This is a genomic window from Herbiconiux moechotypicola (assembly GCF_024979255.1).
GTDB lineage: Bacteria > Actinomycetota > Actinomycetes > Actinomycetales > Microbacteriaceae > Herbiconiux > Herbiconiux moechotypicola.
On record NZ_JANLCN010000002.1, the window covers coordinates 391,754 to 416,235 of the forward strand.

A 24,482-nucleotide genomic window follows, 5' to 3' on the forward strand; every position below is an offset into this window, starting at 1 on the left:
CCGGATGCGCGGGGCTGGCTCCCGCATCCGGCCCGCCTCTTCTTCATCACCCACTGATTTCTGTACCCACCGACCACCTCGACACCCTGATTGGAGCCCCCGGCGATGGACGACGTCGACGAGAACTCGCCGCTGTTCGCCATCGCCGTGGCGGCCGAGCTGGCGGGCATGCACCCCCAGACCCTGCGGCAGTACGACCGCATCGGGCTGGTCAGCCCCACGCGCACGGCGGGCAAGTCACGGCGCTATTCCATGCGCGACGTGGTGCAGCTGCGCGAGGTGGCCCGGCTGTCGTCGGAGGGGGTGTCGCTCGAGGGGATCGCGCGCATCCTGCAGCTCGAGAACCAGGTGGCGGGGCTCGCCGCGCGGGTACGCGAGCTCGAGTCGGCGCTCGCCGAAGAGGTGCTCAACCGGCCCGGCCGGCGCGTGTTCGCGGCCGGCATCGAGGGCGAGGTCATCTCGCTCAAGCACGGCACGCGCACGCAGCGCCGCACCGAGGTCGTGGTGTGGAAGCCGGGTACGGGCCGGCGGCCGATCGACTCGTAAGCGCTTGACTTCTGAGAAATCCTCCGTCACTCTGAACGGGTGACGAATTCTCACCCGAAGCGGCGCGCCCGCCTGCTCGCGGGCGCGGTCATCGGTCTCCTGGTGGCGGTGCCGCTCCCGGCGCTCATGGTGACCTACACCCTCGTCGGCTACGCGACGTTCGAGGCGCTGCAGGTGCCATTCACCGTGTTCGCGCTCGTGGCCCTGGTGGCGGCGGTGCCGCTCGGTACCCTGATCCTCGGGCGGGCAGGCACCGCCCGCCCGCTCCTCGTGGCCGCAGTCGCCTTCGCCATCACCCTCGCGGCCTTCTGCCTCATCGGTGCGGTGATGGTCGCCGTCATCGTCTTCGTCACCCTTGTCGCCCTGGGTCTGCTGTGGTCGGCCGAAGTGCTCGAGCCCGCGGTGTGGGTCGCAGCGCTCATCGTGCTGCTCGGCACCCTCCCGGTCGCCATGAGCAGCACGGCGGCCCTGGCCCGAGCCACCGACCGCCGCGCCCGCCGGCGGGTGCTCGAGGCAACACCCGTCGTCTCCGAGCCGGCGGCCGCCCCGCCACTCCCGCAACGGGCCGCACCGTGAGCGAGGGCCCGCACACGCTGCCGCGCGAGCGGGCCATCCGCCGGCTGGCGGGCCTCGTGCTCGGCCTGCTCGTCTCTGCGCCCATCGTGTTCGCCACTGTCGTCGCGAGCAGCTTCGGTGAGAGCATGATCGCGGCGCTCGAGACCCCGTTCGTCGTGTTCGGGGTGGGGGCGGTGGCTGTGGCGGTACCCCTCACCGGGATGCTGCTCCGCGCATCCCACGCTCAGCGCCCCTTCGCCGCCGCGGCTGCCTCCTTCGGCATCGTGCTCGTCGCGGCCGCGCTCCTCGCGCTCGCCGCGGCCGCCCTCGTGGCCGGCAGCACCGTCTTCACCATGCTGGTGTGCTGGGCGCCCGAATGCTTCCGCGCCGCCGTCTGGGTCCCTTCCCTCCTCGCCGTCGCCGGCACCCTCACCACGAGCATCCCCGTCACCCCCGCCCTCGCCCGACGCCTCACCCGCCCCGGCGGTCCACGGGGCACTGAGCCGCCGCCCGCCGCCGCCCGCGGGCCACTCATCTGATGCCGGGCGGCACGCGCCGGTGGTCAGCTCCACGCCCTGCCGGCTGGGCGGGCCTGATCATCGGACTCGCGACGGGGCTCTTCTGGATGCTCGCCGGGCTCGCTGTCTCGCAGACCCTGGCCCTGACCACGCTCTCCGCAACCGTCGTCGGCGTCGTCGTTCTGGCGCTAGCCGTCGTGCCGGCCTCCTTAGTTGCTACGTCGTGCGGGTGCGCCGGCTCCCGTGCTCGCACTGCTGGCACTCGGCGCCACCGCTCTGATCGTGTCCACCGTCGCCGCGACCTTCGGCTCGGTGGCGTTCGTCATCGTGATGCTCGTGCTCGCACCCTTCCGGGTCGACCTGACGACGAGCGTCTACCTCGCCTCGACGCTCTGGGCGACGATCGCGAGCGGCGCGGGAGTCGCCCTGGTCGGCTGGGCCTTCGTCGAGGTACGGGTGGGCCGCCCACAATCGCCGCCGCAATCCTTGCGCATCTGAGCGACTACGGTGGAGGGGTGCCAGAGTTCTCGTTCGATGCGCTCCGGCGGTTCCCCGACGTCGAGGCCGAGAACCTGTTCGCCTCCGACGCGGCCGACCGGCTGCTGCTCGACGAAGCTGCACCAGCGCTCGAAGCCACCGTGGCCCACCCCGGCCGGGTGGTGGTCATCGGCGACGACTACGGGGCCCTCACGCTCGCCGCCGCCGCGGTCATCGGCGTCGACGGCATCCGCGTGCACCAGGATCCGCTCTCGGGCGAGCGTGCGCTCGACGCCAATGCCCGCCGCCTGGGCGGCGACAGCCTGGTGGGCCGCTACCGCCACCTCCCCCTCGGCCGTGAACTGCTCGAAGGGGCCACCGTCGTGCTGCTGCGACTGCCCCGCGGTCTCGCCGAGCTCGACGCTCAGGCACGCGCCATCGCCGCCTGGGCCGAGCCGGGCGTGGTCGTCTACGCCGCCGGCCGGGTGAAGCACATGACCATCGCCATGAACGAGGTGCTCGGCCGCTCCTTCGGCACCGTCGGTGCCACCCTCGCGCGCCAGAAGTCGCGGGTGCTGGTGGCCTCGGCCCCGCGCGAGGGCGTGCTGCCCGCCGAACCCGAGTGCGAGACGCATCCGGAGGCCGGCCTCACCCTCTGCGCCGTTCCCGGCGCCTTCGCCGGGGCCAAGCTCGACATCGGCACCCGCTTCCTCCTCGAACACCTCGAGGGCGCGAATCCGGATGCGCGGGTCGCCGTCGACCTCGGCTGCGGCACCGGGGCGCTCGCGGTCCGCCTCGCTCGCACGCGCCCCGAGCTGCGCGTGATCGCCACCGATCAGTCGGCGGCGGCGGTCGACTCGACCCGGCTCACCGCCTCGGCGAACGGTGTCGAGCTCGAGGTGGTGCGTGACGACGCGCTGAGCGGCTTCGAGCCCGGCTCCGCCGACCTCGTGCTGCTCAACCCGCCCTTCCATGTCGGTTCCACCGTCCACGCCGGCATCGCGCTCAAGCTGTTCGAGGCCGCCGGCCGCGTGCTCGCCTCGGGCGGCGAGCTGTGGACGGTCTTCAACTCGCACCTGGCGTACCGTGCGGCCCTGTTGCGAGCGGTCGGCCCCACCCGTCAGGTCGCGCGCAACGCCAAGTTCACGGTGATGGCCTCCACGCGCCGCTGAGCGCGGTGGTGCGTGCTCGCACGCCGCGCTTCAGCGCCCCCTCGGCGAGCAGCAGCAGGGTGGCCAGCCCCACGAGGGTCGCGCCGATCACGATCGACGGGATGCGCGCATCCCCGGCGACGCGGGGAACCAGGTCGAATGGCTCGGCGAGTCCGATCAGCATGAAGAACGCCGTGGAGTAGACCGCGGTGCGCACGCTCCACAGCTGCCGCACGCCGGCGACGCCGAGCAGCGTGAGGAGCCAGAGGCCGTACCACGGGTGGATGACCGGCGACAGCGCCACCACCGCGGTGAACACGGCGAGCAGCAGCCAGAGCGGCTCGGCGGTGCGCCGCGCCGTCACGAGCCAGGTCGCCACCCCGGCGCCTACCAGCAGCAGCGCCACCTTCACCACCGTCTGCACGAGCTCGCCGTCGAGGCCGAGACCGTTCGCGAGGCCACCGACCCCCATGCCCAGGATGTTCGCCGGCGCGTACCACGACGACACCGCGGTCGGGGTGGTCAGCGCGAGCAGCCACCCTGTGCCCACGCCGATGCTCCAGCCGAGCACCACCACCGAGCCGATACCGACCGCGGCGACCGCCAGCCAGCGCCGCACGATCATCCCCCAACCCGCTGCGCTACCCGCCCAGATCAGTCCGATGACGGGAAGCGCCACCACCGCGATCGGCTTGACGCCGATGGCCACGGCCACGAGCAGGGCGCCGAGCACCGGGCGGTCGCGCAGGGCGTAGTAGACGCCGGCGAGCACGAACCCGAGCATGATCGAGTCGTTGTGGCCGGCGACCACGAAGTTCATGAGCACGAGCGGGCTCGCGGCTACCAGCCACAGCGTCACCGCGCCGTCGCCGCCGCGGAGCCGTGCCAGCCGCCACGCGTAGACCGCCATCAGGGCCAGACCCGCGGCGGCGAGCATCCGGAACACCATGACGGCCACCTCGGTCGGCAGCGCGTCGGTGCTGAGCACGACGGCTCGTTCTAGCCACACGAACACGGGGCCGTAGGGCGTGGGGGTGTCGGCCCACAACGGGTCGACGCCGATGCCGAACCAGCCGGCCAGATCGGCCATGCCCGTCGTGTAGGGGTCGAGGCCCGCGGCCATGAGCCGGCCCTGGCCCACGTAGGCGAACATGTCGCGGCTGAACAGGGGGAGGGTGAACAGGAGCGGCGCGGCCCAGGCGGCCGCCGACCCCGCGACATGGGCGGGGGTGGGGCGCCGCCGCGAGCGGTCGAGCAGCGCGAGGCCGAGTGCGAGCCAGGCGGTGAAGAGCAGGAGTGCGCCGGCGACCACGAGCAGGCCGAACACCGTCACGCTCGCGCGGGTGCTGCGCAGCGCCTCCAGCGGGGCGATCGCGTTGAGCAGTGACGACGGGCCGATCCAGCCGACTCCGTACGAGCCGGCGAGCAGGCACAGCGACCCCGCCAGTCCCACCAGCAGGCGGAGGCGGGAAGGGATGACCGGCACGGTTCCGTTCCTACCACGGTCGAATGAACGCCGGTCGAACGTTCGGCACCCACTAGTGCGCAAAGGTCGCTCGTGCTAAAGTTGAGTCATATCCACTCAAGTTTCGAGAACCGAGAAAGAGAGAAGACTTCACCGAGATGGCAACGAACCAGGGAGCTCCGAGCGGCGACGAGCAGAAGAGCGCGCTCGAGCAGTACGGCGTCAACCTGACGGAGATCGCGGCGAGCGGCAAGCTCGACCCGGTCATCGGGCGCGACGCCGAGATCAGGCGGGTCAGCCAGGTGCTCACCCGCCGCACCAAGAACAACCCCGTGCTCATCGGCGAACCCGGTGTCGGCAAGACCGCCGTCGTGGAGGGACTGGCCCAGCGCATCGTCGCGGGCGACGTGGCCGACTCGCTGAAGGGCAAGCAGCTGGTGTCGCTCGACCTGGCGGCGCTCGTCGCGGGCGCCAAGTACCGCGGCGAGTTCGAAGAGCGCCTGAAGGCGGTGCTCAAAGAGATCAACGACGCCGACGGCGAGATCATCACCTTCATCGACGAGCTGCACACCCTCATGGGTGCGGGCGGCGGCGAGGGCTCGGTCGCGGCCTCCAACATGCTGAAGCCGATGCTCGCCCGAGGTGAGCTGCGCCTCATCGGCGCCACCACGCTCGACGAGTACCGCGAGTTCATCGAGAAAGACGCCGCCATGGAGCGCCGCTTCCAGCAGGTGTTCGTGGGTGAGCCCTCGGTCGAAGACACCATCGCGATCCTCCGCGGGCTGAAGGAGCGCTACGAGGCGCACCACAAGGTGTCCATCGCCGACGCCGCGCTCGTGGCCGCCGCATCCCTCTCCAACCGCTACATCCCGGGCCGGCAGCTGCCCGACAAGGCCATCGACCTGATCGACGAGGCCGCGTCGCGGCTGCGCATGGAGATCGACTCCGCCCCGGTCGAGATCGACGAGCTGCGTCGCTCGGTCGACAGGCTGAAGCTCGAGGAGCTCGCCCTGAAGAAGGAGAAGGACGACGCGTCGAAGGAGCGGCTCGCCGCGCTGCGCGCGCAGCTTGCGACGCGGTCGGCGGCCCTCGAAGAGCTGCAGGAGCGGTGGGAGCGCGAGCGCAGCGCACTCAACCGGGTCGGCGAGCTCAAGGAGAAGCTCGACAACGCGCGCATGCGCGCCGAGAGGGCCCAGCGCGAGGGCAAGCTCGAGCAGGCGTCACGGTTGCTCTACGGCGAGATCCCGGTGCTCGAGCGCTCGCTCGCCGAGGCCGAGGCCGCCGAGATCGACGCCGAGGGCGGCGAGCGCATGGTCAATGACCAGGTGGGCTCCGACGACATCGCCTCGGTGATCGCGGCCTGGACGGGCATCCCGGTCGACCGCCTCACCCAGGGCGAGACCGAGAAGCTGCTGAACCTCGAGGCCGAGCTCGGCCGCAGGCTCATCGGGCAGAAGGAGGCCGTGAAGGCGGTCGCCGACGCGGTGCGCCGCTCGCGGGCGGGCATCGCCGACGCCGACCGGCCCACGGGCTCGTTCCTCTTCCTCGGCCCCACCGGCGTGGGCAAGACCGAGCTGGCGAAGGCGCTCGCCGAGTTCCTCTTCGACGACGACCGCGCGCTCGTGCGCATCGACATGTCGGAGTACGGCGAGAAGCACTCCGTCGCCCGCCTGCTCGGTGCTCCTCCCGGCTACATCGGCTACGAGCAGGGTGGTCAGCTCACCGAGGCGGTGCGGCGCCGACCCTACTCGGTGGTGCTGCTCGACGAGGTCGAGAAGGCCCACCCCGAGGTGTTCGACGTGCTGCTGCAGGTGCTCGACGACGGCCGGCTCACCGACGGTCAGGGGCGCACGGTCGACTTCCGCAACACCATCCTCATCCTCACCTCGAACCTCGGTTCGCAGTTCCTGGTCGACCCGTCGCTCTCGGCCTCCGACGCGCGGGCGCTGGTGGATGCGGCGGTGCGGCAGGCCTTCAAGCCCGAGTTCGTCAACCGGCTCGACGACATCGTCGTGTTCCAGGCTCTCTCGGCCGACGACCTGGCGCAGATCGTGTCGCTCTACGTCGACCGCCTCGAGCGGCGGCTGGCGGGTCGCCGGCTCTCGCTCGCGGTGACTCCGGATGCGCGGGCCTGGCTGGCCTCGCACGGCTACGACCCCATCTACGGGGCACGCCCTCTGCGCCGGCTCATGCAGCACGAGATCGACGACCGCCTCGCCACCGCACTCCTCTCGGGCGCCGTGCGCGACGGCGACACGGTGCGCGTCGAAGTGTCGGGCGACGGGGAGGGGCTCGTGGTCGTCACGCCCTGAGTAGAAAGTACTCGGGTGCGATGCGCTCACCCCTGAGGCATCCTCCCAACAGTCGGACCGCCACTCTGCGGCCGGCTGTTGGGAGAGATCATGAGCCGGACACTCTGGCGAACACTGCTCGCGTCGACGGTGGTCGCCGCGGTGGGGTCGGTCGGCGCCCTCGTGGTGCCGACATCCGTGTCGGCCGAAGAGGCGCGACTCGGGCCCATCGATCCCGGGTCACGACTCGTGGAGTTCGACCTGCCCAACACCTCGAGCCTCCCGACCGACATCGAAGCGGGTGCCGACGGGTCGGTGTGGGTGTCGATGTTCGCCGAGAAGGCCGTCGTGCATCTCGACCGCGACGGGAGGCTGATCGCGAAGGCGCCGCTCACGGGGATGGTGACATCGCTGGCCACAGATCATGAGGGCGGCGTCTGGGGTGTCGAGCTCCTCGCGAACTACATCGTGCACGTCACCGCCGATCATCTGGCTATCGAGTACACGCTCCGACCGGACGGCGCGTTTCCCACCGGCATCTGGGACGGGGGTGATCAGGTCTACTTCACCCAACCCGGCGCGGGCGGCATCGGTATCCTCACCGAGTCCACGGGCACCATCACGGAACACCCGATCGCGGGCTCGGTCACACCGAGCGGGATCAGCGGTCTGGACGACCAGGTGTGGGTGACAGATCCCAATGCCGAACGTGTCTGGATGCTGGACCGCGCGGGTGCCGTGCTGCCGGGTGGACCGAGGTCCGAGGCATACCTCGAGGCTCGGCTGACCGGCATCGAGTCCGGCCAGCCGAAGGCCATCTACTACACAGAACGATCTGCGGGTCTCGTTACCTCCGCCTCGAGAACTGCGCTGTTCAACGCTCGCGGATCGCTGAAGGGGATCGTCCAGATCGGCGGCACCTTCTGGTCTGCCGATGCCGTCTCCAACACGATCCTCTATCTCGGCTCACGAAATTGGGGCGAGTACGTGCTGCCCTCTCCGAACAGCGGCATCACCGCTCTGACGGTCACTGAAGGTCGATTCCTCTGGGCCCTCGAGAAACGCACCGGTCGGTTGGCCCGTCTCGACACGCTAGTCGGAGTCGAGATGATGCGGAAGGGTGGAACTGATCGGTACGAGGCCGCATCGGTCATCGGGGAAGATGACCTGGCAGCGTCTGGAACGGCGTATCTGGTCAGCGGGGAGAAGTTCGCCGACGCCCTGAGTGCCGGTGCGACGGCAGCCGCCGAGGGAGCTCCGATCCTGCTCACCCGCGGCACCGAACTGCCCGCTGTCGTTCGGGCCCAGTTGTCTCGACTCAAGCCGAGAAAGATCGTGGTGGTCGGCGGGCCGTCGTCCGTGTCCGAGGGGGTGCTCGCAGCGGTCCGGGCCGCGGTGCCCGGTGCTGATCTCACCCGTGTCTCAGGAGCGGATCGTTACGAGGTCTCTCGCACGCTCGTGCGCTCGATGGACCTGCCCGACGGAGATGTTGGACTCTACCTGGCCAACGGCCAGAACTACCCCGATGCACTCTCGAGCACACCGGCTGCGGTGCATCTGGGCACAGGAGTGTTGCTGATCGACGGCTCCAAGCCGTTGCTCTCAGATGCCGATCTCGCAATCGTGAAGTCGAGGGTCACCAGAGGCAAATACGTCAAGATCGTCGGAGGGGAACTCTCGGTGAGTTCTGGAATCGAGGCCCAACTACGGGGCGTTGTACTGGTACAACGAATTGCAGGTCCCGATCGCTACGCCGTCTCTGCCGCAGTCAACGAGGATGCATTCGATGAGGCGGGCCTCCACTCGCTTTCACCGAGTTCCGGCTCGAGTGCGTACCTCGCCAGCGGCGAGAACTTTCCGGATGCGCTTGCCGGTGGGGCCGCTGCGGCGATCAGCGACTCGCCTCTCTTCCTCGCCCGCCGGGCGTGCGTACCCGAAGCGGCACTCGAGCGGATCGCATCCCAGGGTGTTGAACTCGGTGTCATTCTCGGGGGCGTGAACACCCTCAGCGAGCGGATAGAGTCACTCACCTCGTGCGGGTGATCGGACTGTGCGAAGAAGGCGCCGTCCCCTGACGGGGCGGCGCCTTCTGTCATGTGGCCCGCGGATCTCCGTGTGCCCGTGTGTGCCGACTTACGCGTCGGCGAGGAGGAGGTCGGCGAGGGGGAGGCGGGTGCGGGGGGCGGACTCGCGGGCGATGAGGGTCTCGTTGGCGAGGGCTTCGGCGGGCGCGAGGGTGCCGACGGCGGCGACCGTGAGGGGCACGTAGCGCTCCGAGAGGCCGAAGGCCGTGCGCACGGCGTCGGCGTCGAAGCCGCCCATCTGGTGCACGTGCAGGCCGTCGTGGTGGGCCTGGAAGGTGAAGCTCGCCATGGCCTGGCCGAGGTCGTACTCGGCCCAGCGGCGAGGCTGCCCCTCGTCGTCGGTCACCTCGGCCACGGCCACGAGCAGCACCGAGGCGGAGCCGGCCCAGACCGAGTTGAAGCCCATGAGCGAGTCGGCGATCTTCGAGAAGGCCTCCGATCCGCGGCGCGCCACGATGAAGCGGGCGGGCTGGGTGTTCGCAGCCGAGGGCGCCCAGCGGGCGGCTTCGAGCGCGGCCGCTAGTGCCACCTCGTCGATCGGGGTGGTCGCCTCGAACGAGCGCGGGCTCCAGCGCGAGGCGAGGGTGGGGTGGATGGGCGTCGCGGTGTCTGCGGCACGGGCGGCGGTGTCGGTGATGGTCATGATGATCGGCTCTCCAGATCGTTCGGCGGAGGCTGCACACCGTTGGACAGTCGAATCAGGCGAAGTGGACTCCGGTCCGCTTCGTGTCGATCAACCCGGGAGGGGCGGCGTCTATTCCGCCGCGGTGCCCCGCTGCGACTCGTCGGTCTGACCGGCGCGGTGCTTGCGCACCCGGGCCACGACGAACCAGAGCACCGCCAGCACCACGGCGCCGATCACCACGTACTGCAGCACATCCGTGTACTGCTCCACCACGTGCCACTGCTCGCCCAGCCAGAACCCGGCGAGGATGAACACGGTGTTCCAGATGAGCGACCCCGCCGCCGTGAGCAGTAGGAACTTCCACAGCGTCATGCGCTCGATGCCCGCCGGAATCGAGATGAAGCTGCGGAACAGCGGCAGCATGCGGCCGAAGAACACGGCCTTCGTGCCGTGCCGGGCGAACCACGCCTCGGTGCGGTCGACGTCGTGCACGTCGACCAGCGGCAGCCGGCGTGCGATGGCGCGCATCCGCTCGCGCCCGAGCCAGGCGCCCAGCCCGTAGAGCGCGAGGGCTCCGAGCACCGAGCCGAGCGTGCAGAACACGATCGCCGCCACCAGGTCGAGCTCGCCCCGGCTGGCCGCGAACCCGGCCAACGGCAGGATGACCTCGCTCGGGATGGGCGGGAACAGGTTCTCGGCGAAGACCGCGAGCCCCGCGCCGGGGGCGCCGAGCACCTCCATGAGCCCGACCGCCGTGTCGCCGATCACGCCGAGGCTCTCGTCGGAGTCGGCCGGCGCATCCGGTTCGACCGTCGCGGGTGCGGCGACGGATGCGGGCGCGACGGCAGCTGCGGGCTCGACGGCACTCACGGATGCGGGGGTGGAGATGAGGAAGGGATTCGGGTCGGCGAAGGCCAGGCTCATGCGCTCAGGTTAGGGGGCCCGCCTGGCAGAGCTCTGAGGGATGCGCTCTACGACTTCACGAGGCGGGCGATCGCGGCGGAGGCCTCTTTGAGCTTCTCCTCGGCGACCGGGCCGCCCTCGGCCACGGCCTCGACCACGCAGTGGTTGAGGTGCTCGTCGAGGAGGCCGAGCGCCACCGACTCGAGGGCGCTGGTGACCGCCGAGATCTGCGTGAGGATGTCGATGCAGTACTTCTCGTCGGCCACCATGTTCTGCAGACCGCGGGTCTGCCCCTCGATGCGCTTGAGGCGCTTGAGGTAGGCGTCCTTGTTCGAGATGTAGCCGTGGTGGGCGTGCGCGTCGCTCATGCACCGATCCTCTCAGGGACGATCGTCTCCGGGCTGAGGTCGAGGCGCCGGAGCAGCTGGGCGTTGAGCGCCACGATGATGGTCGACAGCGACATGAGGATCGCCCCGACCGCCATCGGCAGCACGAACCCGATCGGCGCGAGCACGCCGGCCGCGAGCGGCACCGACAGCAGGTTGTAGCCGGCGGCCCACCAGAGGTTCTGCGTCATCTTGCGGTAGCTCGCCTTCGACAGCGCGATGATCGACAGCACCGATCGCGGGTCGTCGCTGGCCAGGATGACACCGGCCGAGGCGATGGCCACGTCGGTGCCCGCTCCGATCGCGATGCCCACGTCTGCCCGGGCGAGAGCGGGCGCGTCGTTGACGCCGTCGCCGACCATCGCGACCGTGCGACCCTCGGCCTGCAGCTCGGCGACCTTGTCGGACTTGTCCTCGGGCCTCACCCCGGCGAACACCCGCTCGATGCCGAGCGAGGCCGCCACGGCGCGCGCCACAGGCTCGGCGTCGCCCGTGATCATCACGACCTCGACACCGCGCTGCCGCAGCGCGTCGACCGCGGCGCGCGACTCGGGCCGCACCTCGTCGGCCAGGGCGAGCCTGCCGATCACGGCGCCGTCGCGCAGCACGTGCAGCACCGTCTGCCCGTCGAGCGCGGGCTCGGGCGCGGGCTCGACGGTCTCCGTCGCCGGTCGCCCTGCCGCCGCGCTCTGCTCGAGCAGCCGCGGCCCGCCCACCTCGATCGTCGCCCCGTCGACCACGGCCGACACGCCGACCGCCGCCGAAGCGCGGAAGCCGGTGGCATCCGGGATCGCGACCCCGCGCATCCGGGCGGCCTCGACGATCGCCTTGGCCAGCGGATGCTCGCTGTCGGCCTCGGCCGCCGCGGCCAGCGCCAGCAGCTCGGCCTCGCTCGTGCCCTCGGCGGGCAGCACCGCGGTGACGGCGGGGCGGCCGAGGGTGAGGGTGCCGGTCTTGTCGAACAGGACGGTGTCGACGGTGCGCATGGTCTCCAGCGCGAGGCGGTCTTTCACGAGGATGCCCGCCTTGGCGGCGCGCTCGGTGGAGATCGAGACCACGAGCGGGATGGCGAGCCCGAGCGCGTGCGGGCAGGCGATGACGAGCACGGTGATCGTGCGGATGACCGCGTCGTCGGGGCTGCCGACGAGCGTCCACACGACGGCGGTGATGACCGCGGCACCGAGCGCGAACCAGAAGAGCCACGCCGCGGCGCGGTCGGCGATGCGCTGCGCCCGCGAGCTGGAGTTCTGCGCCTCGGTGACCAGGCGCTGGATGCCGGCGAGCGCGGTGTCGTCGCCGACGGCGGTGATGCGGATGCGCAGGGCGGTGTCGGTGGCGACGGTGCCGGCCACGACGTGGTCGCCTGGGGCGCGCGTGACCGGGCGGGACTCGCCGGTGATCATGGACTCGTCGACCGCGGCTGTGCCGTCGACGACCTCGCCGTCGGCCGGAACCCGGCCCCCGGGGCGAACGATGACGAGGTCGCCCACCCGGAGCTCGGAGGGCGCGACGGTGGAGGTGGTGCCGTCGGCGTCGAGGCGCTCGGCCTGGTCGGGCAGGAGTGCGGCGAGGGAGTCGAGGGCCGAGGTGGTCTGCGCGAGGGAGCGCATCTCGATCCAGTGGCCGAGCAGCATGATGACGATGAGGAGGGCGAGCTCCCACCAGAAGTCGAGCTCGTGGTCGAGGAGGCCGAGGGTGGCGCCCCAGCTGGCGACGAAGGCGACCGTGATGGCCAGCGCGATGAGCAGCATCATGCCGGGCTGCTTGGCGCGGAGCTCGTCGACGCCGCCGGTGAGGAACGGGCGGCCGCCGAACACGAACATGACGGTGCCGAGCACGGGGGAGATCCAGGTGGTGAAGCCCTCGCTCGGGAGGGGGTAACCGAGGATCATGGCGAACATGCCGCTGAAGCCCACGACGGGCAGTGCGATGATGAGCATCACCCAGAAGAGGCGGCGGAAGACGGCGACGTGCCCGGAGTGGTCGTGGCCGCCGTGGCCCCCGTGGTGGCCGGAGTGGTCGTGGTGGGCCGAGTGGTCGTGGTGGCCGGTGTGACCCTGGTGACCGGAGGCGGGGTTCGCCTGCGAGTGGTCGTGACCCGTGTGTGCCGAGGAGTGGTCGTGATGCGCCGAGTGGTCATGGCCGGCGTGCGTGGTGGAGTGGTCGTGCACGTCGCTGTGGTCATGGCCGTGGTGCGTGGTGTGGTCGTGCTCGGTGCTCATGGCCTCGACGGTATACCCCCTAGGGGTACTGGTGCAACCGGATGCGGGAGTTCCGCTGTCTGCGAACGTCGCGCATACGGGTGTCTACGATGGAGCATGAGCGAGCCCACCGCACCCTCTCCGGCCCCCGAACCCGAGCCCCTGTGGCGCCATCTCGTGGGGGAGAGTCTGCGGGAGCGCCGGCACGATCTCGGCGAGAAGCTCACCGAGACGGCGGGGCGGGCCGGGGTCTCGCCGCAGTACCTGTCCGAGATCGAGCGCGGCGTGAAGGAGCCCTCGAGCGAGATGATCGCGGCGGTCGCGGGCGCGCTCGGTCTCACCCTGGTCGACCTCACACTCGACGTCGCCGAGCGGCTCCGCCCGCCCGCGAGCGCGGGTGCCCAGCCGGCGGCACACCGGAGCGCCTTCGCCCTCGCGGCCTGACTGGCCCGCGCATCCCGCCCCGCCCACCGCGCGTCCCTCAGACGTCGGCGCCTCGCTCCTCGACCTCGCGCTGCTCGATGATGGCGTCGATGAGTCCGTACTCCTTCGCGGCGGTGGCCGTGAACACCCGGTCGTGATCGGTGTCGGCGCGCAGTTCGGCGGTGCTGCGCCCGGTATGCCTGGCGAGGATGTGCTCGATGTCGGCGCGCACCCGCACCACCTCGTCGGCCTGGAGGATGAGGTCGGGGATGGTGCCCCGCCCCTGCGCCGCCGGCTGGTGCAGCACCACCCGCGCGTGCGGCAGTGCCGATCGGCGCCCCTCCGCTCCCGCGGCGAGCAGTACCGCCCCGACCGCGATCGCCTGCCCCACGCCGATGGTGGCCACGGGCGGTCGGATGTAGCGCATCGTGTCGTAGACGGCCAGCATCGCGCTCGGGTCGCCGCCCTCGCAGTTGATGTAGAACTGGATCTCACGGTCGGGGTTCTCCGACTCCAGGTGCAGCAGCTGCGCCACGAGGGCGTTGGCGACGCCCGCGTCGATCGCGGTGCCGAGGTAGACCACGCGCTCGGAGAGCAGGTGTGAGTACACGTCCATCGCACGGTCGCCGTTCGGGTGCCGGGCGATGACGGTGGGGATGGTGTAGCTGCTCATCGCGACGCCTCCGCTCCGAAGCCGGTGCCGGTGAGGGCGCCGAAGCCTGACGGCGTGCCGAAACCCGCCTGCGACCGCGGTCGCGGCGCGATGGTGGCGAAGTCGCCGACGATCTCGTCGATGAAGCCGTAGTCGAGCGCCTCGGCCGCCGTGTACCAGCGGTCGTGCAGCGAGTCCTCGAACACGCGCTCGATCGGCTGTCCCGTGTCGGCGGCGATGAGTCCGAGCACGGTGTCTCGGGTGTGGCGCAGGTCGCCCGCCTGCAGCTCGATGTCGACCGCGGTGCCGCCGATTCCGGCCGACCCCTGGTGCATGAGCACGCGCGAGTGCGGCAGGGCGCGCCGCTTGCCCGGGGTGCCCGACGACAGCAAGAACTGGCCCGCGCTGTAGGCGATTCCGAGCACCAGCGTCGACACGTCGCACGGGATGAGGTGCATGACGTCGCGGATGGCGAGCATGGCGGGAACGGAGCCGCCGGGGGACTGGATCCAGAGTGCGATCTCGGCGTGCGGGTCGTCGACCGCGAGCGCCAGCAGTTGCGTGGTGAGGAGGGTGCCGTTGTCGTCGTCGAGCGGTCCGTCGAGCACGAGGACGCGCTGCTGACGGAGGGCGTGCCTGGTGCGTTCGTCGAAGCGGGGCGGGGGTGGGGGTGCGGTGTCGGTCATGCCGCCAGTCTGCGACCGGAGGCGCGGGGCGTGGCCACGATGCTGCTCACGGCGGATCCGCCGAGAGCAGCGCACCGCGACCGGTTACACGTCACACGCGCCCGAGCTCGCGCTCGAGTGCGGCGGCGAACGCGTCGACGTCGGCCTCGGTGGTGTCGAACGCGCACATCCACCGCACCTCGCCGGTGGCGGGGTTCCAGTCGTAGAAGCGGAACGACTCCCGCAACCGGTCGGCCACCCCGGGCGGCACGATCGCGAACACCGCGTTCGACTGCGTCTCCTGCGTGAGCGTCACCCCGTCGAGCCCCGCCACCGCCGCCCGGAGCCGCGCCGCCATCGCATTGGCGTGCGAAGCCGACTCGAGCCACAGCGAACCCTCGTAGAGCGCGATGAGCTGTGCCGACACGAACCGCATCTTCGAGGCCAGCTGCATGTCGAGCTTGCGCAGGAACGGGATGCCCTCCGCCGCCGACGGGTTCAGCACCACGACGGCCTCGCCGTAGAGCAGCCCGTTCTTCGTGCCCCCGAGCGACACCACGTCGACTCCGGCGTCGGTGGTGAACGCCCGGAGCGGCACCCCGAGCGAGGCCGCGGCGTTGGAGATGCGCGATCCGTCGAGGTGCACCGTCATACCCAGCGAGTGCGCATGAGCGGTGATGGCCGTGATCTCCTCGACCGTGTAGGCGGTGCCGAGCTCGGTGGTCTGCGTGATCGACACGGCGAGCGGCTGCGCACGGTGCTCGTCGCCCCAGCCCCACGCCTCCATGTCGATGAGCTCGGGCGTGAGCTTGCCGTCGGGCGTCGGCACGGTGAGCAGCTTCAGCCCCGCCACCCGCTCGGGCGCCGCGTTCTCGTCGGTGTGGATGTGCGCCGTGGTCGAGCACACCACCGCACCCCACCGCGGCAGCATCGACTGCAGCGACACCACGTTGGCGCCCGTGCCGTTGAACACGGGAAAGGCCTCCGCCTGCTCACCGAAGTGCCCGCGCAGCACGCGCTGCAGCTCGGCGGTGTAGACGTCTTCTCCGTAGGCGATCTGGTGCCCACCGTTCGCCCGGGCGATCGCCTCGAGAACCTCGGGATGCGCGCCCGCGTAGTTGTCGGAGGCGAAGCCCCGGTACGCGGTGTCGTGCAGCGGATGCGCGGGGGCGTTGATCGGTTCGGTCACCGGTCCAGTCTCTCAAACCGGCCCCGCGCATCCGTTGCGCCGCGATCAGCCTTTGAGCGCATCCAGCAGCTTCACCCTCGAACCCGTGCGCAGGAGCGAGTTGGAGTAGATGCGCGAGCCGATGAGCACGACCACGACGGTGGTGGCGAGCAGGATGACGAGGGAGAGCAGGGGCTCCCACCACGAGGCGTCGCCGAGGAACAGTCGCAGCGGCATGCCGATCGGCGCCGAGAAGGGCACGTACGACATCACGCCCATCACCGCCTCGTTGGAGTTGAAGAAGATGACGAGGAAGTACGGGATCATGACGAGCATCATCACGGGGGAGGTGACCGAGCCCACGTCCTCCTGGCGGGAGACCAGGGCCGCCGTGGCGGCGAAGAGTGCGGCGATGAGCACGAAGCCGAACACGAAGAACACCACGAACCACAGGATGGCCGGGCCGAGCATGCCGAGCAGGGCCGACTGCCCGGTGATGGTGAGGCCGAGGGCCGAGATGAGGGCGATGAGGGCGATCTGACCGAAGGCGAGGATGCTGTTGCCCACGACCTTGCCGGCCATCAGCTCGCGCGCGCTGATGGTGCTGAGCAGGATCTCCACGACGCGCGTCTGCTTCTCTTCGACCACGCTCTGTGCGATGGTGGCGCCGAAGGTGACGGCCGACATGAAGAACACCACGCCGAAGGCGATTCCGATGATGTAGGAGAGGAAGCCGTCGCCGTCGTCGGTGGGTTCGAGCAGCACGACCTCGGGGGAGGTGCTGAGCAGCTGCACGAGGGTGGTCGGCGTGGAGTCGAGGGCGACGATCTCGTAGGGGAGGGCGCCGGTCGTGCTGGTGCTCGAGGTTCCGGCGGGCAGTATGGCGGCGTCGACTTCGCCGCTGCGCACGAGCTCTTCGGCGGCGTCGGCGCTCGCCGCCTCGGTGACCTCGAGGCCCGGCACCTCGGCGGTGACGGAGGCGGTGCCCGCGACGGTCGCGACCTTCGTGGTGGAGGCCGTGGCTCCGAGGATGCCGCCCACGATGATGGAGGCGAGGATGGCGAGCATCAGGATGCCGGTGGAGATGAGGAAGGCCTTGCTGCGCAGGCGCATCGACATCTCGCGGCGGGCGACCAGCCAGGTCGCCTGGGCGGGGCCGAGGGGACGCGGGCGAGGGGTGCGGGGTGCCGTGGTGTGGGGTGCCGTGGTCACTGGACGACCTCCTTGAAGATCTGCGAGAGGGTGGGATGCACGCGGCCGAATCGCACGACCGGGCCGGTGGCCAAGGCGCGGCTGAGCACCGTCTGGGCGAGCGCGCTGCCCGCATCGCCGCGCGGCACCTCGAACAGGGCGTAGTCGCCGTCGAGCTCGATCACCTGCACACCCTCGAGGGTGCGCACCCAGCCGGCGTCGGCCGACATCTCGATCTCGTAGCGCGGCGTCGAGTGCTCATCGCGGAGGGCCTCGCGGGAGCCCGTCGCCCGGATGGAGCCGTCGGCGATGACGACGAGGTCGTCGCAGAGGCGCTCGACGATGTCGAGCTGATGGCTGGAGAACAGCACCGGGGCGCCGCCGGCGGCGTGCTCGGCGAGCACGGACTGCACCGTCTCGACGGCCATCGGGTCAAGGCCCGAGAACGGCTCGTCGAGCACGAGCACCTCGGGGTCGTGCACGAGGGCGGCGGCGATCTGCGCGCGCTGCTGGTTTCCCAGCGAGAGGCTCTCCACCGGAGCTCCGGCGCGCTCGGCCAGACCGAGCCGGTCGAGGAGGCGGTCGGTGCTGGCGGCGGCCGCGGCGGAGCTCATGCCGTGCAGTCGTCCGAGGTAGGCGATCTGCTCGGCGACCTTCATCTTCGGGTACAGGCCGCGCTCCTCGGGCATGTAGCCGAAGAGCGCCCGGTCGGCGGAGGTGAGGCGGGTGCCGTCGAGGGTGACGGTGCCGGAGTCGCTGGCGAGCACGCCCAGGATGATGCGCATGGTCGTGGTCTTGCCGGCACCGTTTCCGCCGACGAACCCGGTCATGCGACCGTCGCCGACCGTGAAGGAGACGTCGTGCAGCACCTGGCGCGACCCGAACGAGCGGGAGACACCGGAGACTTCGAGCATGGGAAGCACCTTTCTCGGGGGTGCTTCCCACGCTAGGGGTGGGGGTGTGGCGTCACATCAGCCGAGCGACGGGGAGGGCTCCACCTCGGGGGTGAGTTCGGAGCCGGGCTCTGCGCCGACGGCGGCGCCGGTGCCGGTGCCGTTGGTGACGGCGGGCGCGCAGCGGGTGAGCGAGTTGAGCGGCGAACCGAGGCTCGAGAGACCCCCGATGAGGGTGGCGTAGCCCGTGTGCAGCGACAGCATCTCTCGCCAGACCTCGTCGGGCAGGCACTCGACCGGCGACAGGAACAGGGGTGCCTCGTCGGCCGCGGCGAGGGGGCCCGACCCGAGGGCGTCGGGGAAGGTGGTGCCCGAGGCGATGTAGACGTGGGAGGTGGGGCCGAAGAAGGCCGCGGCGAGGGCGACGGAGGTCGCGTAGCGGCCGTCGCCGGCGATGCGGGTGGTGTCGGGCACCGCGGCGAGGAGGGTGCCGTACGCGGCGGCCGAGATGCTCGCCTCTCCGCCGACCGCGGTGGCCTCGGCGACTCCGAGCGTCTGCAGCAGCGTGAGGGTCGGTTCGTCCACGCCGTCCGGGGGGAGGAGGATCACGGGGCCGTCGGCCGCGGCCGCCGCCGGACCCGCCGCGAGGGCGTCGGCGAAGCCAGCGCCGCTGGCGAACAATGCCTCCGGGGCGGAGCACCCGGCACCCGGACCCGGGCTCGGTGAGCAGAAGGCGTCGGCCGCCACCAGGCGCGAGGTCTCGAAGCGGTCGGCTCCACCGAGCCGCACGGTGGCATCGGCCGGCGCGAGGGCGGAGGCCTGGGTGAAGAGCTGCGCAGACATCGAGCCCTCGCCGCCCACGACGACGATGCGCCCGGGCTGGAGGTCGGTGAGCTGCTGGGTGATGGAGGCGGAGAGAGACGTGCCGTCGGTCAGCACCACCGCGCCTCCGGCGTGGGCGGCAGCGGGCCCGGCGCTCAGCGCGTCGGGAAAGCTGAGGCCGTTCGCAAGGTAGATGGTGGGCGACTCGGGTGGGCCGTCGGGCCAGAGCTCGTCGTTCACGAGTCGATTCGTGTCGAAGCGGTCGGCACCCGCGATGCGGTCGACCCGCACGCTCCGGTACGACAGGCTGGCATCGACGTCGGCCACGGGGGAGGCGGTGCTGAGCGCGATCGGCTCGGCATCGTCGAGGTCGTAGCGCTGGGGCCAGTACACGTCGAAGTACCGGTTGCTGGTCTCGGTGAACTTCACCACGTACGAACCGGCCGGAACCCGGGCGAAACTGTAGTCGCCTGTCTCAGTCGAGGCGAGTGCCGTCGCGGTCGGCGTGGTCGACACGATCGGGTCGCCCTCGGCGGTCTCGCCCGTGACGGCGTAGAGCCAGACCTTCGGCCTCCCCTCGTGGGCCGCCGTCGGATAGGTGACGGTGCCGCTGAGGGCCGGAGCGCTCTCCTCGGCGGCCGCGGCACCTGCCGGAACGCCGGCGAGCGCGGCAGCGGCCAGCGCGATGACGAGTGTGGCTGCGGATGGCAGGAGTCGCCGCATTCTGTCCTCCATGTTGCTACGGATGTCGATCAGAGTCGGGTTGGGACAGCATAACAACGCCGTGTTACAGCTGATCGCTCGATGACGAGAACGGTGCGAGCAGGAGTCACTGCCGGTCTCCCGGAACCGTGATGCCGTTCTCGTAGGCGAAGATGACGGCCTGGATGCGATCTCGGAGCCCGAGCTTCTGCAGGATCTTCGAGACGTGCGTCTTCACCGTGGCCTCCCCCAGGTACAACTCCGCGGCGATCTCGGAGTTGGATCGACCGGTGGCGAGAAGCTGGAGCACCTCGCGTTCGCGGTCAGTGAGGTCTTCGATCGGCTCGGCTCGCCCGGCCGGCTCGACAGGCCCGCTCGGCGTCGCCTCCGCGCGCGGCGACCCCTGGCGTGCGACCGACTCGATGACCCGCCTGGTGACGTCGGGAGAGAGGAGCGCGTCTCCGCGGGCGATGATCTGCACGGCGGCGACCAGGTCTTCGGGGGTCGAGTTCTTCAGCACGAAACCGCTCGCCCCCGCCGTGAGCGCATCGAACAGGTAATCGTCGCGGTCGAAGGTGGTGAGGATGAGGACGCCGGCCGTCGTGCCCGCGGCGACGAGCTCGCGGGTGGCCGCCAAGCCGTCGAGGTCGGGCATCTGCACGTCCATGCACACCACGTCGGGTGCCAGCTCGCGCACGATCGCCACCGCCTCGCGCCCGCTGCGGGCCTCTCCCACCACCTCGATGCCGTCCTCGGACTCGAGGATGATGCGCAGGCCCACCCGCACCAGGTCTTGATCGTCGGCGAGCACCACCCGGATGGGTGCGTCGGCGCTGATCTCGGTGCTCACGACTCCACCTCCGCCGACCGTGGCGCGAGGGGGAGTCGTGCGCGCACCCGGTACCCTCCGCGGGGTTTCGCCTCCATCGTGATCTCGCCTCCGACCGCCGCCACCCTTTCGCGCATCCCCACCTGCCCCAGTCCCTTCGTCGACGCCCCCGCGACCGGTGGGCGCCCCGATCCGGTGTCGCTCACCTCGATCTCGACTCCGCTGTCGAGGAACCTCACACGCACGTCGGCCGTGGCCCGGATACCCCCGTGCTTGCGCACGTTGGTGAGCGATTCCTGCACGATGCGGTAGGCGCTCAGACCGATCACCGGGGGTACCGCCGTCGCGGGACCCACGGTGGTGAGGGTGACCGGCAGGCCCGCGGCCTCCGCTTCGGCGACCAATTCGGGGAGCTGGTCGAGCCCTCGCGTGGAGGCCGAGACCGCGGCATCGTCGTCGTCGCCCTGGCGGAGCGCACCGAGCATGCGGTGCAGCTCGTCGACCGCCTCCCGCGCGTTCTCCTCGATCTGAGCCAGGGCCTCCATCGCGCGCGGGTCGACGGCGTCGGCGGTGGCGCCAGAGGGATCGGCACGACGATCGGCGCCACCAGACGGCTCAGCACCACCACCGGCCGAACGAGTCGCCGCGGGCGCTGCGCGGCCACGGGTGAGCACGCGACGGGCCGCCCCGGCCTGCAACCCCATCACGGAGACATGGTGCGCCACGACGTCGTGCAGTTCGCGGGCGATGCGCACTCTCTCGAGGGCGACAGCCTGACGGCTGCTGACCTCGCGCTCCTGCTCCAGCTCGACGGTGCGCAGCTCGAGAGCGTCGCGTTGCCGGGCGGCGGCGTACGCGGCGTTGCCGAACACGAAGGCCGCGCCGAAGTAGAGCAGGTTGGTGATGAGCTGGATGAGGCCGATGGCGGCGAACTGCGAGAACCAGCCGTCTCGCGACACGTCGGGCGTCGACTCGGGTGTGAGCGCCTGGTAGACGATCACCGCCACGAGCCAGAGCACCATGCCCACCGTGATGATGACCCGCTCCACGGTGGCGAGAAGCCGGTTGCGCCCCCACGCCCCGAGCGAGTAGAGCGCGACGAAGAGGCAGATGTTGGCGAAGAGCTGCTCGTAGACCCCCGCGTACTGGCCCACCACGAAGGTGGCGGCCACTACGAGCGCCGTGAGCTCGGGGGCGAGTCGGCGAAACGCGAGCGAACCGGCGATCACGACCGCCCAGATGAGCGCACCCCACCACGGAGCGTGCTCCTCGTCGATCGCGCCCACGTAGAGCCACCAGCTCAGCCAGGCGGCCGCCACGAGCAACCCCGCCACGAGTGCGTCGCGGCGGAGCCCGCGGGCACTCGGTCGAGGACGCACCCAGTCGTCTGCGGTGGAGTCGGTCATGTCTCCACGGTACCCAGGCGGGTGGCGCTCGCCATCCGCCTAACGACGGATGTGCAATTCGGGGCAGTCAGCCCGAACTGTGCAGGACTACTCGCCGGCACCCGGTGCGAAACCCGCGCCGGCGATTAGACCGCTCACAGGCGGATGCGCGAACCGTTCAGCCCACCCGCATCCCGCTCGCCGCTCCACAGCTCCACAACGGCCCCGGCGAGCACGCCCACGTCGGTGAACCCGTCGAAGCTCTTCTCGGGTGCCGCTGCCCGCATGCTCTCGTCGACCAGCGCCGTCACCACGAACACGACCGCGGCCGCCCGCGCGTCGCCGCCCTGATCGGCCCGGAACCCCTGTGCCACCGATCGCATCCACGACTCGGAGGCGGCCTTCGAGGCGGTGTAGCTGGCCCCGGATGCGGTGGGCGCGTCGACCGAGGCCGACGACACGAACGCCACCCGCCCCGCGGGCGACGCCACGAGCGCGGGGTAGAACGCCCGCGTCGTGTTGCGCAGCGTGCGGAATCCGCGCTCCATCGCGGCCCAGGCTTCGTCGGTCTGCCCCGGGATACCCCGCCCGCCGACCCAGCCGCCCACCAGGTGCACGAGGCCGTCCACGCCGCCGGCCGTCGTCAGGGCGCCGGCCAGCTCATCGACCGCGGCGCTGTCGGAGAGGTCGCAGACGACCGTCTCCACGCCCGGCACCCGTGCCGCGAGCGCGGCGAGCTTCTCGGCCGACGACCCGATGCCCAGCACCGTCGCCCCGCCCGCCACGAGGGCTGCGCACACGGCCGCCCCCGACTCGCTGGTCGCCCCGGCCACCACCACACGCCGGCCGGGCAGATCGCTCACGTCAGTCATCTGCTCATCCTGTCACCGCCGGCCGCGCGAAGGGTGGGTGGAAGGGGGTCCCCACGGACGTGGACGGGACAGGGCCCGACGGTGGATGGCGGGGAGTGGGGCGTCGGCGGTCGGCGAGCGGCACGGGGGTCTGACGGCGGTCGGCGGCCCCCTACGCCCGCCCCGTGATGCCCGAGGTCGAGTCGATGACCTCGCGCATCTTCTTGTCGAGGGCCTCGTAGAACATCGAGAGCGGGAACTCGTCGTCGAGCACCGCGTCGGTGAGTCCGCGCGGCGGGCCGCCGAGCGGCAGCGCCTCGGGCCCGCGCGCCCACACCGAAGCCGGGTTGGGCGTGAGCGTCTCGGTGATGAGCGCGTACGCCGCCAGCCAGTGCGCCGTCTTCGGGCGGTCGATCGAGCGCCAGTACAGCTCGTCGATGGCGTCGCCGAGAGCTGTCACGGCGTCGGCCACGTGCTCCCAGTCGAGGGTGAGTCGCGTGTCGGTCCAGTGCAGCACACCGCGCTGGTGCAGCCAGGCGAACAGCAGCTGCCCGCCCAGTCCGTCGTAGTTGCGCACCCGCGACCCCGTGATGGCGAAGCGGAAGATGCGGTCGAACAGCACCGCGTACTGCACCAGCCTCGCGTGATCGAGCAGTTCGGCGTCGTCGTGGCCGGGTCGCCCGACCTCCGCCGCGTCGCGGGCGGCCGTGAGCGAGCGCTCGATGCGCACCGCCTCGCGGAACGCCGTGAGGTCGCACCGCAGCTCCTCCAGCGAGTAGAGGAAGTAGGGCATGCGCTGCTTGATCATGAACGGGTCGAACGGCAGGTCGCCGCGCATGTGCGTGCGGTCGTGGATGAGGTCCCACATCACGAAGGTACGCTCGGCGAGCTCCTGGTCGTCGAGCAGGCGCTCCGCGTCGGCCGGCAGCGACAGCCGGGTGACGGATGCCGCCTCCCGCACCACCCGCCGGAACCGTGCGGCCTCGCGATCGGCGAAGATGGCCCCCCAGGTGTACGCCGGGATCGACGAGGTGGCCACCGACTCCGGGAACAGCACCGCCGAGTTCGTGTCGTAACCGGCGGTGAAGTCGAGGAACCGGATGGGCACGAACAGCTCGTTGGAGTAGTCGCCGGCCTCGAGCGCGGCGATGAACGAGGGCCACAGCACCTCCACCAGCACCGCCTCCATGTGCCGGTCGGTGCTGCCGTTCTGCGTGTACATGGGGAACACGACCAGGTGACGGATGCCATCGGCGCGCTGCGCCGCCGGGGCGAACGCCACGAGCGACGCGAGGAAGTCGGGCACGCCGAAGCCACCGGCGGCCCAGGCGCCGAAGTCTGCCTGCAGGGCGGTGAGGTAGTCGGCATCGTGCGGGAAGAGCGGAGCGAGCGAGGCGATCGACCCGGCGATCGACTCGACCAGTGCGGAGGCCGCCGGATGGTCGACGGGATCGGGCACCGATCCGTCGTGCGCCTGCAGCGGCTGAAGGGCCATGACCGCCGCCTTGAGCGAGAGCCAGGCGGGCAGCGCGGCCAGGTCTTCTACGACCTCGGGTTCTCCGATGATCGATGCGGACTGTGCAGATGCAGACACCGCGGATGCGGACTGTGCGGACATGGTGGAACCTCCAATCGGTCGTCCTTTCGAGACTAGGCACAACGCATCCGCTCTTCTTTGCCCACTCCGCAGCTTCGTTGC

Annotated in this window: 23 protein-coding genes; 8 read left to right on the forward strand and 15 right to left on the reverse strand. The window is 70.9% G+C overall.

The genetic code is table 11. The features are described 5' to 3' along the window. Window positions 1–105: 105 nt before the first annotated feature. From N1031_RS04600 to N1031_RS04620, 5 genes are all read left to right on the forward strand, one after another. Window positions 106–546: a heat shock protein transcriptional repressor HspR gene (locus N1031_RS04600; protein ID WP_259478410.1), complete on the forward strand. Its 441-nt coding sequence runs from the start codon at window positions 106–108 to the stop codon at window positions 544–546. A gap of 39 nt (window positions 547–585) precedes the next feature. Next, entirely contained in the window at window positions 586–1,122 is a 537-nt protein-coding gene (locus N1031_RS04605) for a hypothetical protein (RefSeq protein ID WP_259478411.1), read from the forward strand. Then, window positions 1,119–1,640 carry a hypothetical protein gene (locus tag N1031_RS04610; protein WP_259478412.1) on the forward strand — a complete coding sequence of 174 codons (522 nt, stop codon included), beginning with the start codon at window positions 1,119–1,121 and terminating at the stop codon, window positions 1,638–1,640. The genes N1031_RS04605 and N1031_RS04610 overlap by 4 nt, the downstream gene beginning before the upstream one ends. A gap of 222 nt (window positions 1,641–1,862) precedes the next feature. Further along, window positions 1,863–2,117, forward strand: coding sequence for a hypothetical protein (locus N1031_RS04615; protein WP_259478413.1), 255 nt, complete (start codon window positions 1,863–1,865; stop codon window positions 2,115–2,117). Window positions 2,118–2,134: 17 nt separating this feature from the next. Then, the gene (locus N1031_RS04620) at window positions 2,135–3,268 is read left to right on the forward strand and encodes a class I SAM-dependent methyltransferase (protein WP_259478414.1); all 1,134 of its coding nucleotides are present in this window, start codon (window positions 2,135–2,137) and stop codon (window positions 3,266–3,268) included. Here the strand turns inward: N1031_RS04620 and mptB are convergent. Continuing rightward, the gene (gene mptB, locus N1031_RS04625) at window positions 3,240–4,733 is read right to left on the reverse strand and encodes a polyprenol phosphomannose-dependent alpha 1,6 mannosyltransferase MptB (protein WP_259478415.1); all 1,494 of its coding nucleotides are present in this window, start codon (window positions 4,731–4,733) and stop codon (window positions 3,240–3,242) included. The two genes, N1031_RS04620 and mptB, sit on opposite strands and share 29 nt — an antisense overlap. A 137-nt stretch (window positions 4,734–4,870) precedes the next feature. Here mptB and N1031_RS04630 point away from each other — a divergent pair, with 137 nt between their 5' ends. Continuing rightward, window positions 4,871–7,024, forward strand: coding sequence for an ATP-dependent Clp protease ATP-binding subunit (locus tag N1031_RS04630; protein ID WP_259478416.1), 2,154 nt, complete (start codon window positions 4,871–4,873; stop codon window positions 7,022–7,024). Between the two features lie 129 nt (window positions 7,025–7,153). Continuing rightward, a complete protein-coding gene (locus N1031_RS04635) occupies window positions 7,154–9,046 on the forward strand; it encodes a cell wall-binding repeat-containing protein (protein WP_259478417.1) in 1,893 nt (630 codons plus the stop codon). 90 nt (window positions 9,047–9,136) lie between these two features. On the opposite strand, the gene N1031_RS04640 is transcribed toward N1031_RS04635, so the two are convergent. From N1031_RS04640 to N1031_RS04655, 4 genes are all read right to left on the reverse strand, one after another. Beyond that, complete coding sequence (locus tag N1031_RS04640; protein WP_259478418.1) at window positions 9,137–9,730, reverse strand: nitroreductase family protein; 594 nt, start codon at window positions 9,728–9,730, stop codon at window positions 9,137–9,139. Window positions 9,731–9,841: 111 nt separating this feature from the next. Continuing rightward, window positions 9,842–10,636 carry a DedA family protein gene (locus N1031_RS04645; protein ID WP_375163604.1) on the reverse strand — a complete coding sequence of 265 codons (795 nt, stop codon included), beginning with the start codon at window positions 10,634–10,636 and terminating at the stop codon, window positions 9,842–9,844. A gap of 47 nt (window positions 10,637–10,683) precedes the next feature. Further along, on the reverse strand, window positions 10,684–10,983 hold the full coding sequence (locus N1031_RS04650) for a metal-sensitive transcriptional regulator (RefSeq protein WP_259478419.1): 300 nt from the start codon (window positions 10,981–10,983) through the stop codon (window positions 10,684–10,686). Next, on the reverse strand, window positions 10,980–13,223 hold the full coding sequence (locus tag N1031_RS04655) for a heavy metal translocating P-type ATPase (RefSeq protein WP_259478421.1): 2,244 nt from the start codon (window positions 13,221–13,223) through the stop codon (window positions 10,980–10,982). The genes N1031_RS04650 and N1031_RS04655 overlap by 4 nt, the downstream gene beginning before the upstream one ends. 96 nt (window positions 13,224–13,319) lie before the next feature. Here N1031_RS04655 and N1031_RS04660 point away from each other — a divergent pair, with 96 nt between their 5' ends. After that, window positions 13,320–13,646, forward strand: a complete 327-nt coding sequence (locus N1031_RS04660; protein ID WP_259478422.1) for a helix-turn-helix domain-containing protein — start codon at window positions 13,320–13,322, stop codon at window positions 13,644–13,646. Window positions 13,647–13,683: 37 nt separating this feature from the next. On the opposite strand, the gene N1031_RS04665 is transcribed toward N1031_RS04660, so the two are convergent. From N1031_RS04665 to N1031_RS04710, 10 genes are all read right to left on the reverse strand, one after another. Continuing rightward, window positions 13,684–14,298, reverse strand: coding sequence for a ClpP family protease (locus N1031_RS04665; RefSeq protein ID WP_259478423.1), 615 nt, complete (start codon window positions 14,296–14,298; stop codon window positions 13,684–13,686). Continuing rightward, the gene (locus N1031_RS04670; protein WP_259478424.1) at window positions 14,295–14,963 is read right to left on the reverse strand and encodes a ClpP family protease; all 669 of its coding nucleotides are present in this window, start codon (window positions 14,961–14,963) and stop codon (window positions 14,295–14,297) included. The genes N1031_RS04665 and N1031_RS04670 overlap by 4 nt, the downstream gene beginning before the upstream one ends. Before the next feature lie 91 nt (window positions 14,964–15,054). Further along, window positions 15,055–16,131, reverse strand: a complete 1,077-nt coding sequence (locus N1031_RS04675) for a threonine aldolase family protein (protein WP_259478425.1) — start codon at window positions 16,129–16,131, stop codon at window positions 15,055–15,057. Window positions 16,132–16,176: 45 nt separating this feature from the next. Continuing rightward, window positions 16,177–17,322, reverse strand: coding sequence for an ABC transporter permease (locus N1031_RS04680; RefSeq protein ID WP_375163605.1), 1,146 nt, complete (start codon window positions 17,320–17,322; stop codon window positions 16,177–16,179). After that, window positions 17,319–18,215: an ABC transporter ATP-binding protein gene (locus N1031_RS04685; protein ID WP_259478426.1), complete on the reverse strand. Its 897-nt coding sequence runs from the start codon at window positions 18,213–18,215 to the stop codon at window positions 17,319–17,321. Before N1031_RS04685 ends, N1031_RS04680 begins: the two co-directional genes overlap by 4 nt. A gap of 57 nt (window positions 18,216–18,272) precedes the next feature. Further along, a complete protein-coding gene (locus tag N1031_RS04690) occupies window positions 18,273–19,739 on the reverse strand; it encodes a cell wall-binding repeat-containing protein (RefSeq protein ID WP_259478427.1) in 1,467 nt (488 codons plus the stop codon). Between the two features lie 106 nt (window positions 19,740–19,845). Next, window positions 19,846–20,568, reverse strand: coding sequence for a response regulator (locus N1031_RS04695; protein ID WP_259478428.1), 723 nt, complete (start codon window positions 20,566–20,568; stop codon window positions 19,846–19,848). Further along, the gene (locus N1031_RS04700; RefSeq protein ID WP_259478429.1) at window positions 20,565–21,953 is read right to left on the reverse strand and encodes a sensor histidine kinase; all 1,389 of its coding nucleotides are present in this window, start codon (window positions 21,951–21,953) and stop codon (window positions 20,565–20,567) included. Before N1031_RS04700 ends, N1031_RS04695 begins: the two co-directional genes overlap by 4 nt. 134 nt (window positions 21,954–22,087) lie before the next feature. Next, window positions 22,088–22,804: an SDR family oxidoreductase gene (locus tag N1031_RS04705; RefSeq protein ID WP_259478430.1), complete on the reverse strand. Its 717-nt coding sequence runs from the start codon at window positions 22,802–22,804 to the stop codon at window positions 22,088–22,090. A 151-nt stretch (window positions 22,805–22,955) separates the two neighbouring features. Next, window positions 22,956–24,401 (reverse strand): DUF6421 family protein, encoded by a 1,446-nt coding sequence (locus tag N1031_RS04710; RefSeq protein ID WP_259478431.1) that lies wholly within the window; start codon window positions 24,399–24,401, stop codon window positions 22,956–22,958. Window positions 24,402–24,482: the final 81 nt, after the last annotated feature.

Excerpts from the sequence above, each read along its gene's own strand:
- N1031_RS04600 (WP_259478410.1), top strand. The coding sequence starts at position 106 with ATGGACGACGTCGACGAGAACTCGCCGCTGTTCGCCATCGCCGTGGCG.
- N1031_RS04630 (WP_259478416.1), top strand. The coding sequence starts at position 4,871 with ATGGCAACGAACCAGGGAGCTCCGAGCGGCGACGAGCAGAAGAGCGCG.
- N1031_RS04640 (WP_259478418.1), bottom strand. The coding sequence starts at position 9,730 with ATGACCATCACCGACACCGCCGCCCGTGCCGCAGACACCGCGACGCCC.
- N1031_RS04645 (WP_375163604.1), bottom strand. The coding sequence starts at position 10,636 with ATGAGCCTGGCCTTCGCCGACCCGAATCCCTTCCTCATCTCCACCCCC.
- N1031_RS04650 (WP_259478419.1), bottom strand. The coding sequence starts at position 10,983 with ATGAGCGACGCGCACGCCCACCACGGCTACATCTCGAACAAGGACGCC.
- N1031_RS04655 (WP_259478421.1), bottom strand. The coding sequence starts at position 13,223 with ATGAGCACCGAGCACGACCACACCACGCACCACGGCCATGACCACAGC.
- N1031_RS04660 (WP_259478422.1), top strand. The coding sequence starts at position 13,320 with ATGAGCGAGCCCACCGCACCCTCTCCGGCCCCCGAACCCGAGCCCCTG.
- N1031_RS04665 (WP_259478423.1), bottom strand. The coding sequence starts at position 14,298 with ATGAGCAGCTACACCATCCCCACCGTCATCGCCCGGCACCCGAACGGC.
- N1031_RS04670 (WP_259478424.1), bottom strand. The coding sequence starts at position 14,963 with ATGACCGACACCGCACCCCCACCCCCGCCCCGCTTCGACGAACGCACC.
- N1031_RS04685 (WP_259478426.1), bottom strand. The coding sequence starts at position 18,215 with ATGCTCGAAGTCTCCGGTGTCTCCCGCTCGTTCGGGTCGCGCCAGGTG.
- N1031_RS04690 (WP_259478427.1), bottom strand. The coding sequence starts at position 19,739 with ATGCGGCGACTCCTGCCATCCGCAGCCACACTCGTCATCGCGCTGGCC.
- N1031_RS04700 (WP_259478429.1), bottom strand. The coding sequence starts at position 21,953 with ATGACCGACTCCACCGCAGACGACTGGGTGCGTCCTCGACCGAGTGCC.
- N1031_RS04705 (WP_259478430.1), bottom strand. The coding sequence starts at position 22,804 with ATGACTGACGTGAGCGATCTGCCCGGCCGGCGTGTGGTGGTGGCCGGG.
- N1031_RS04710 (WP_259478431.1), bottom strand. The coding sequence starts at position 24,401 with ATGTCCGCACAGTCCGCATCCGCGGTGTCTGCATCTGCACAGTCCGCA.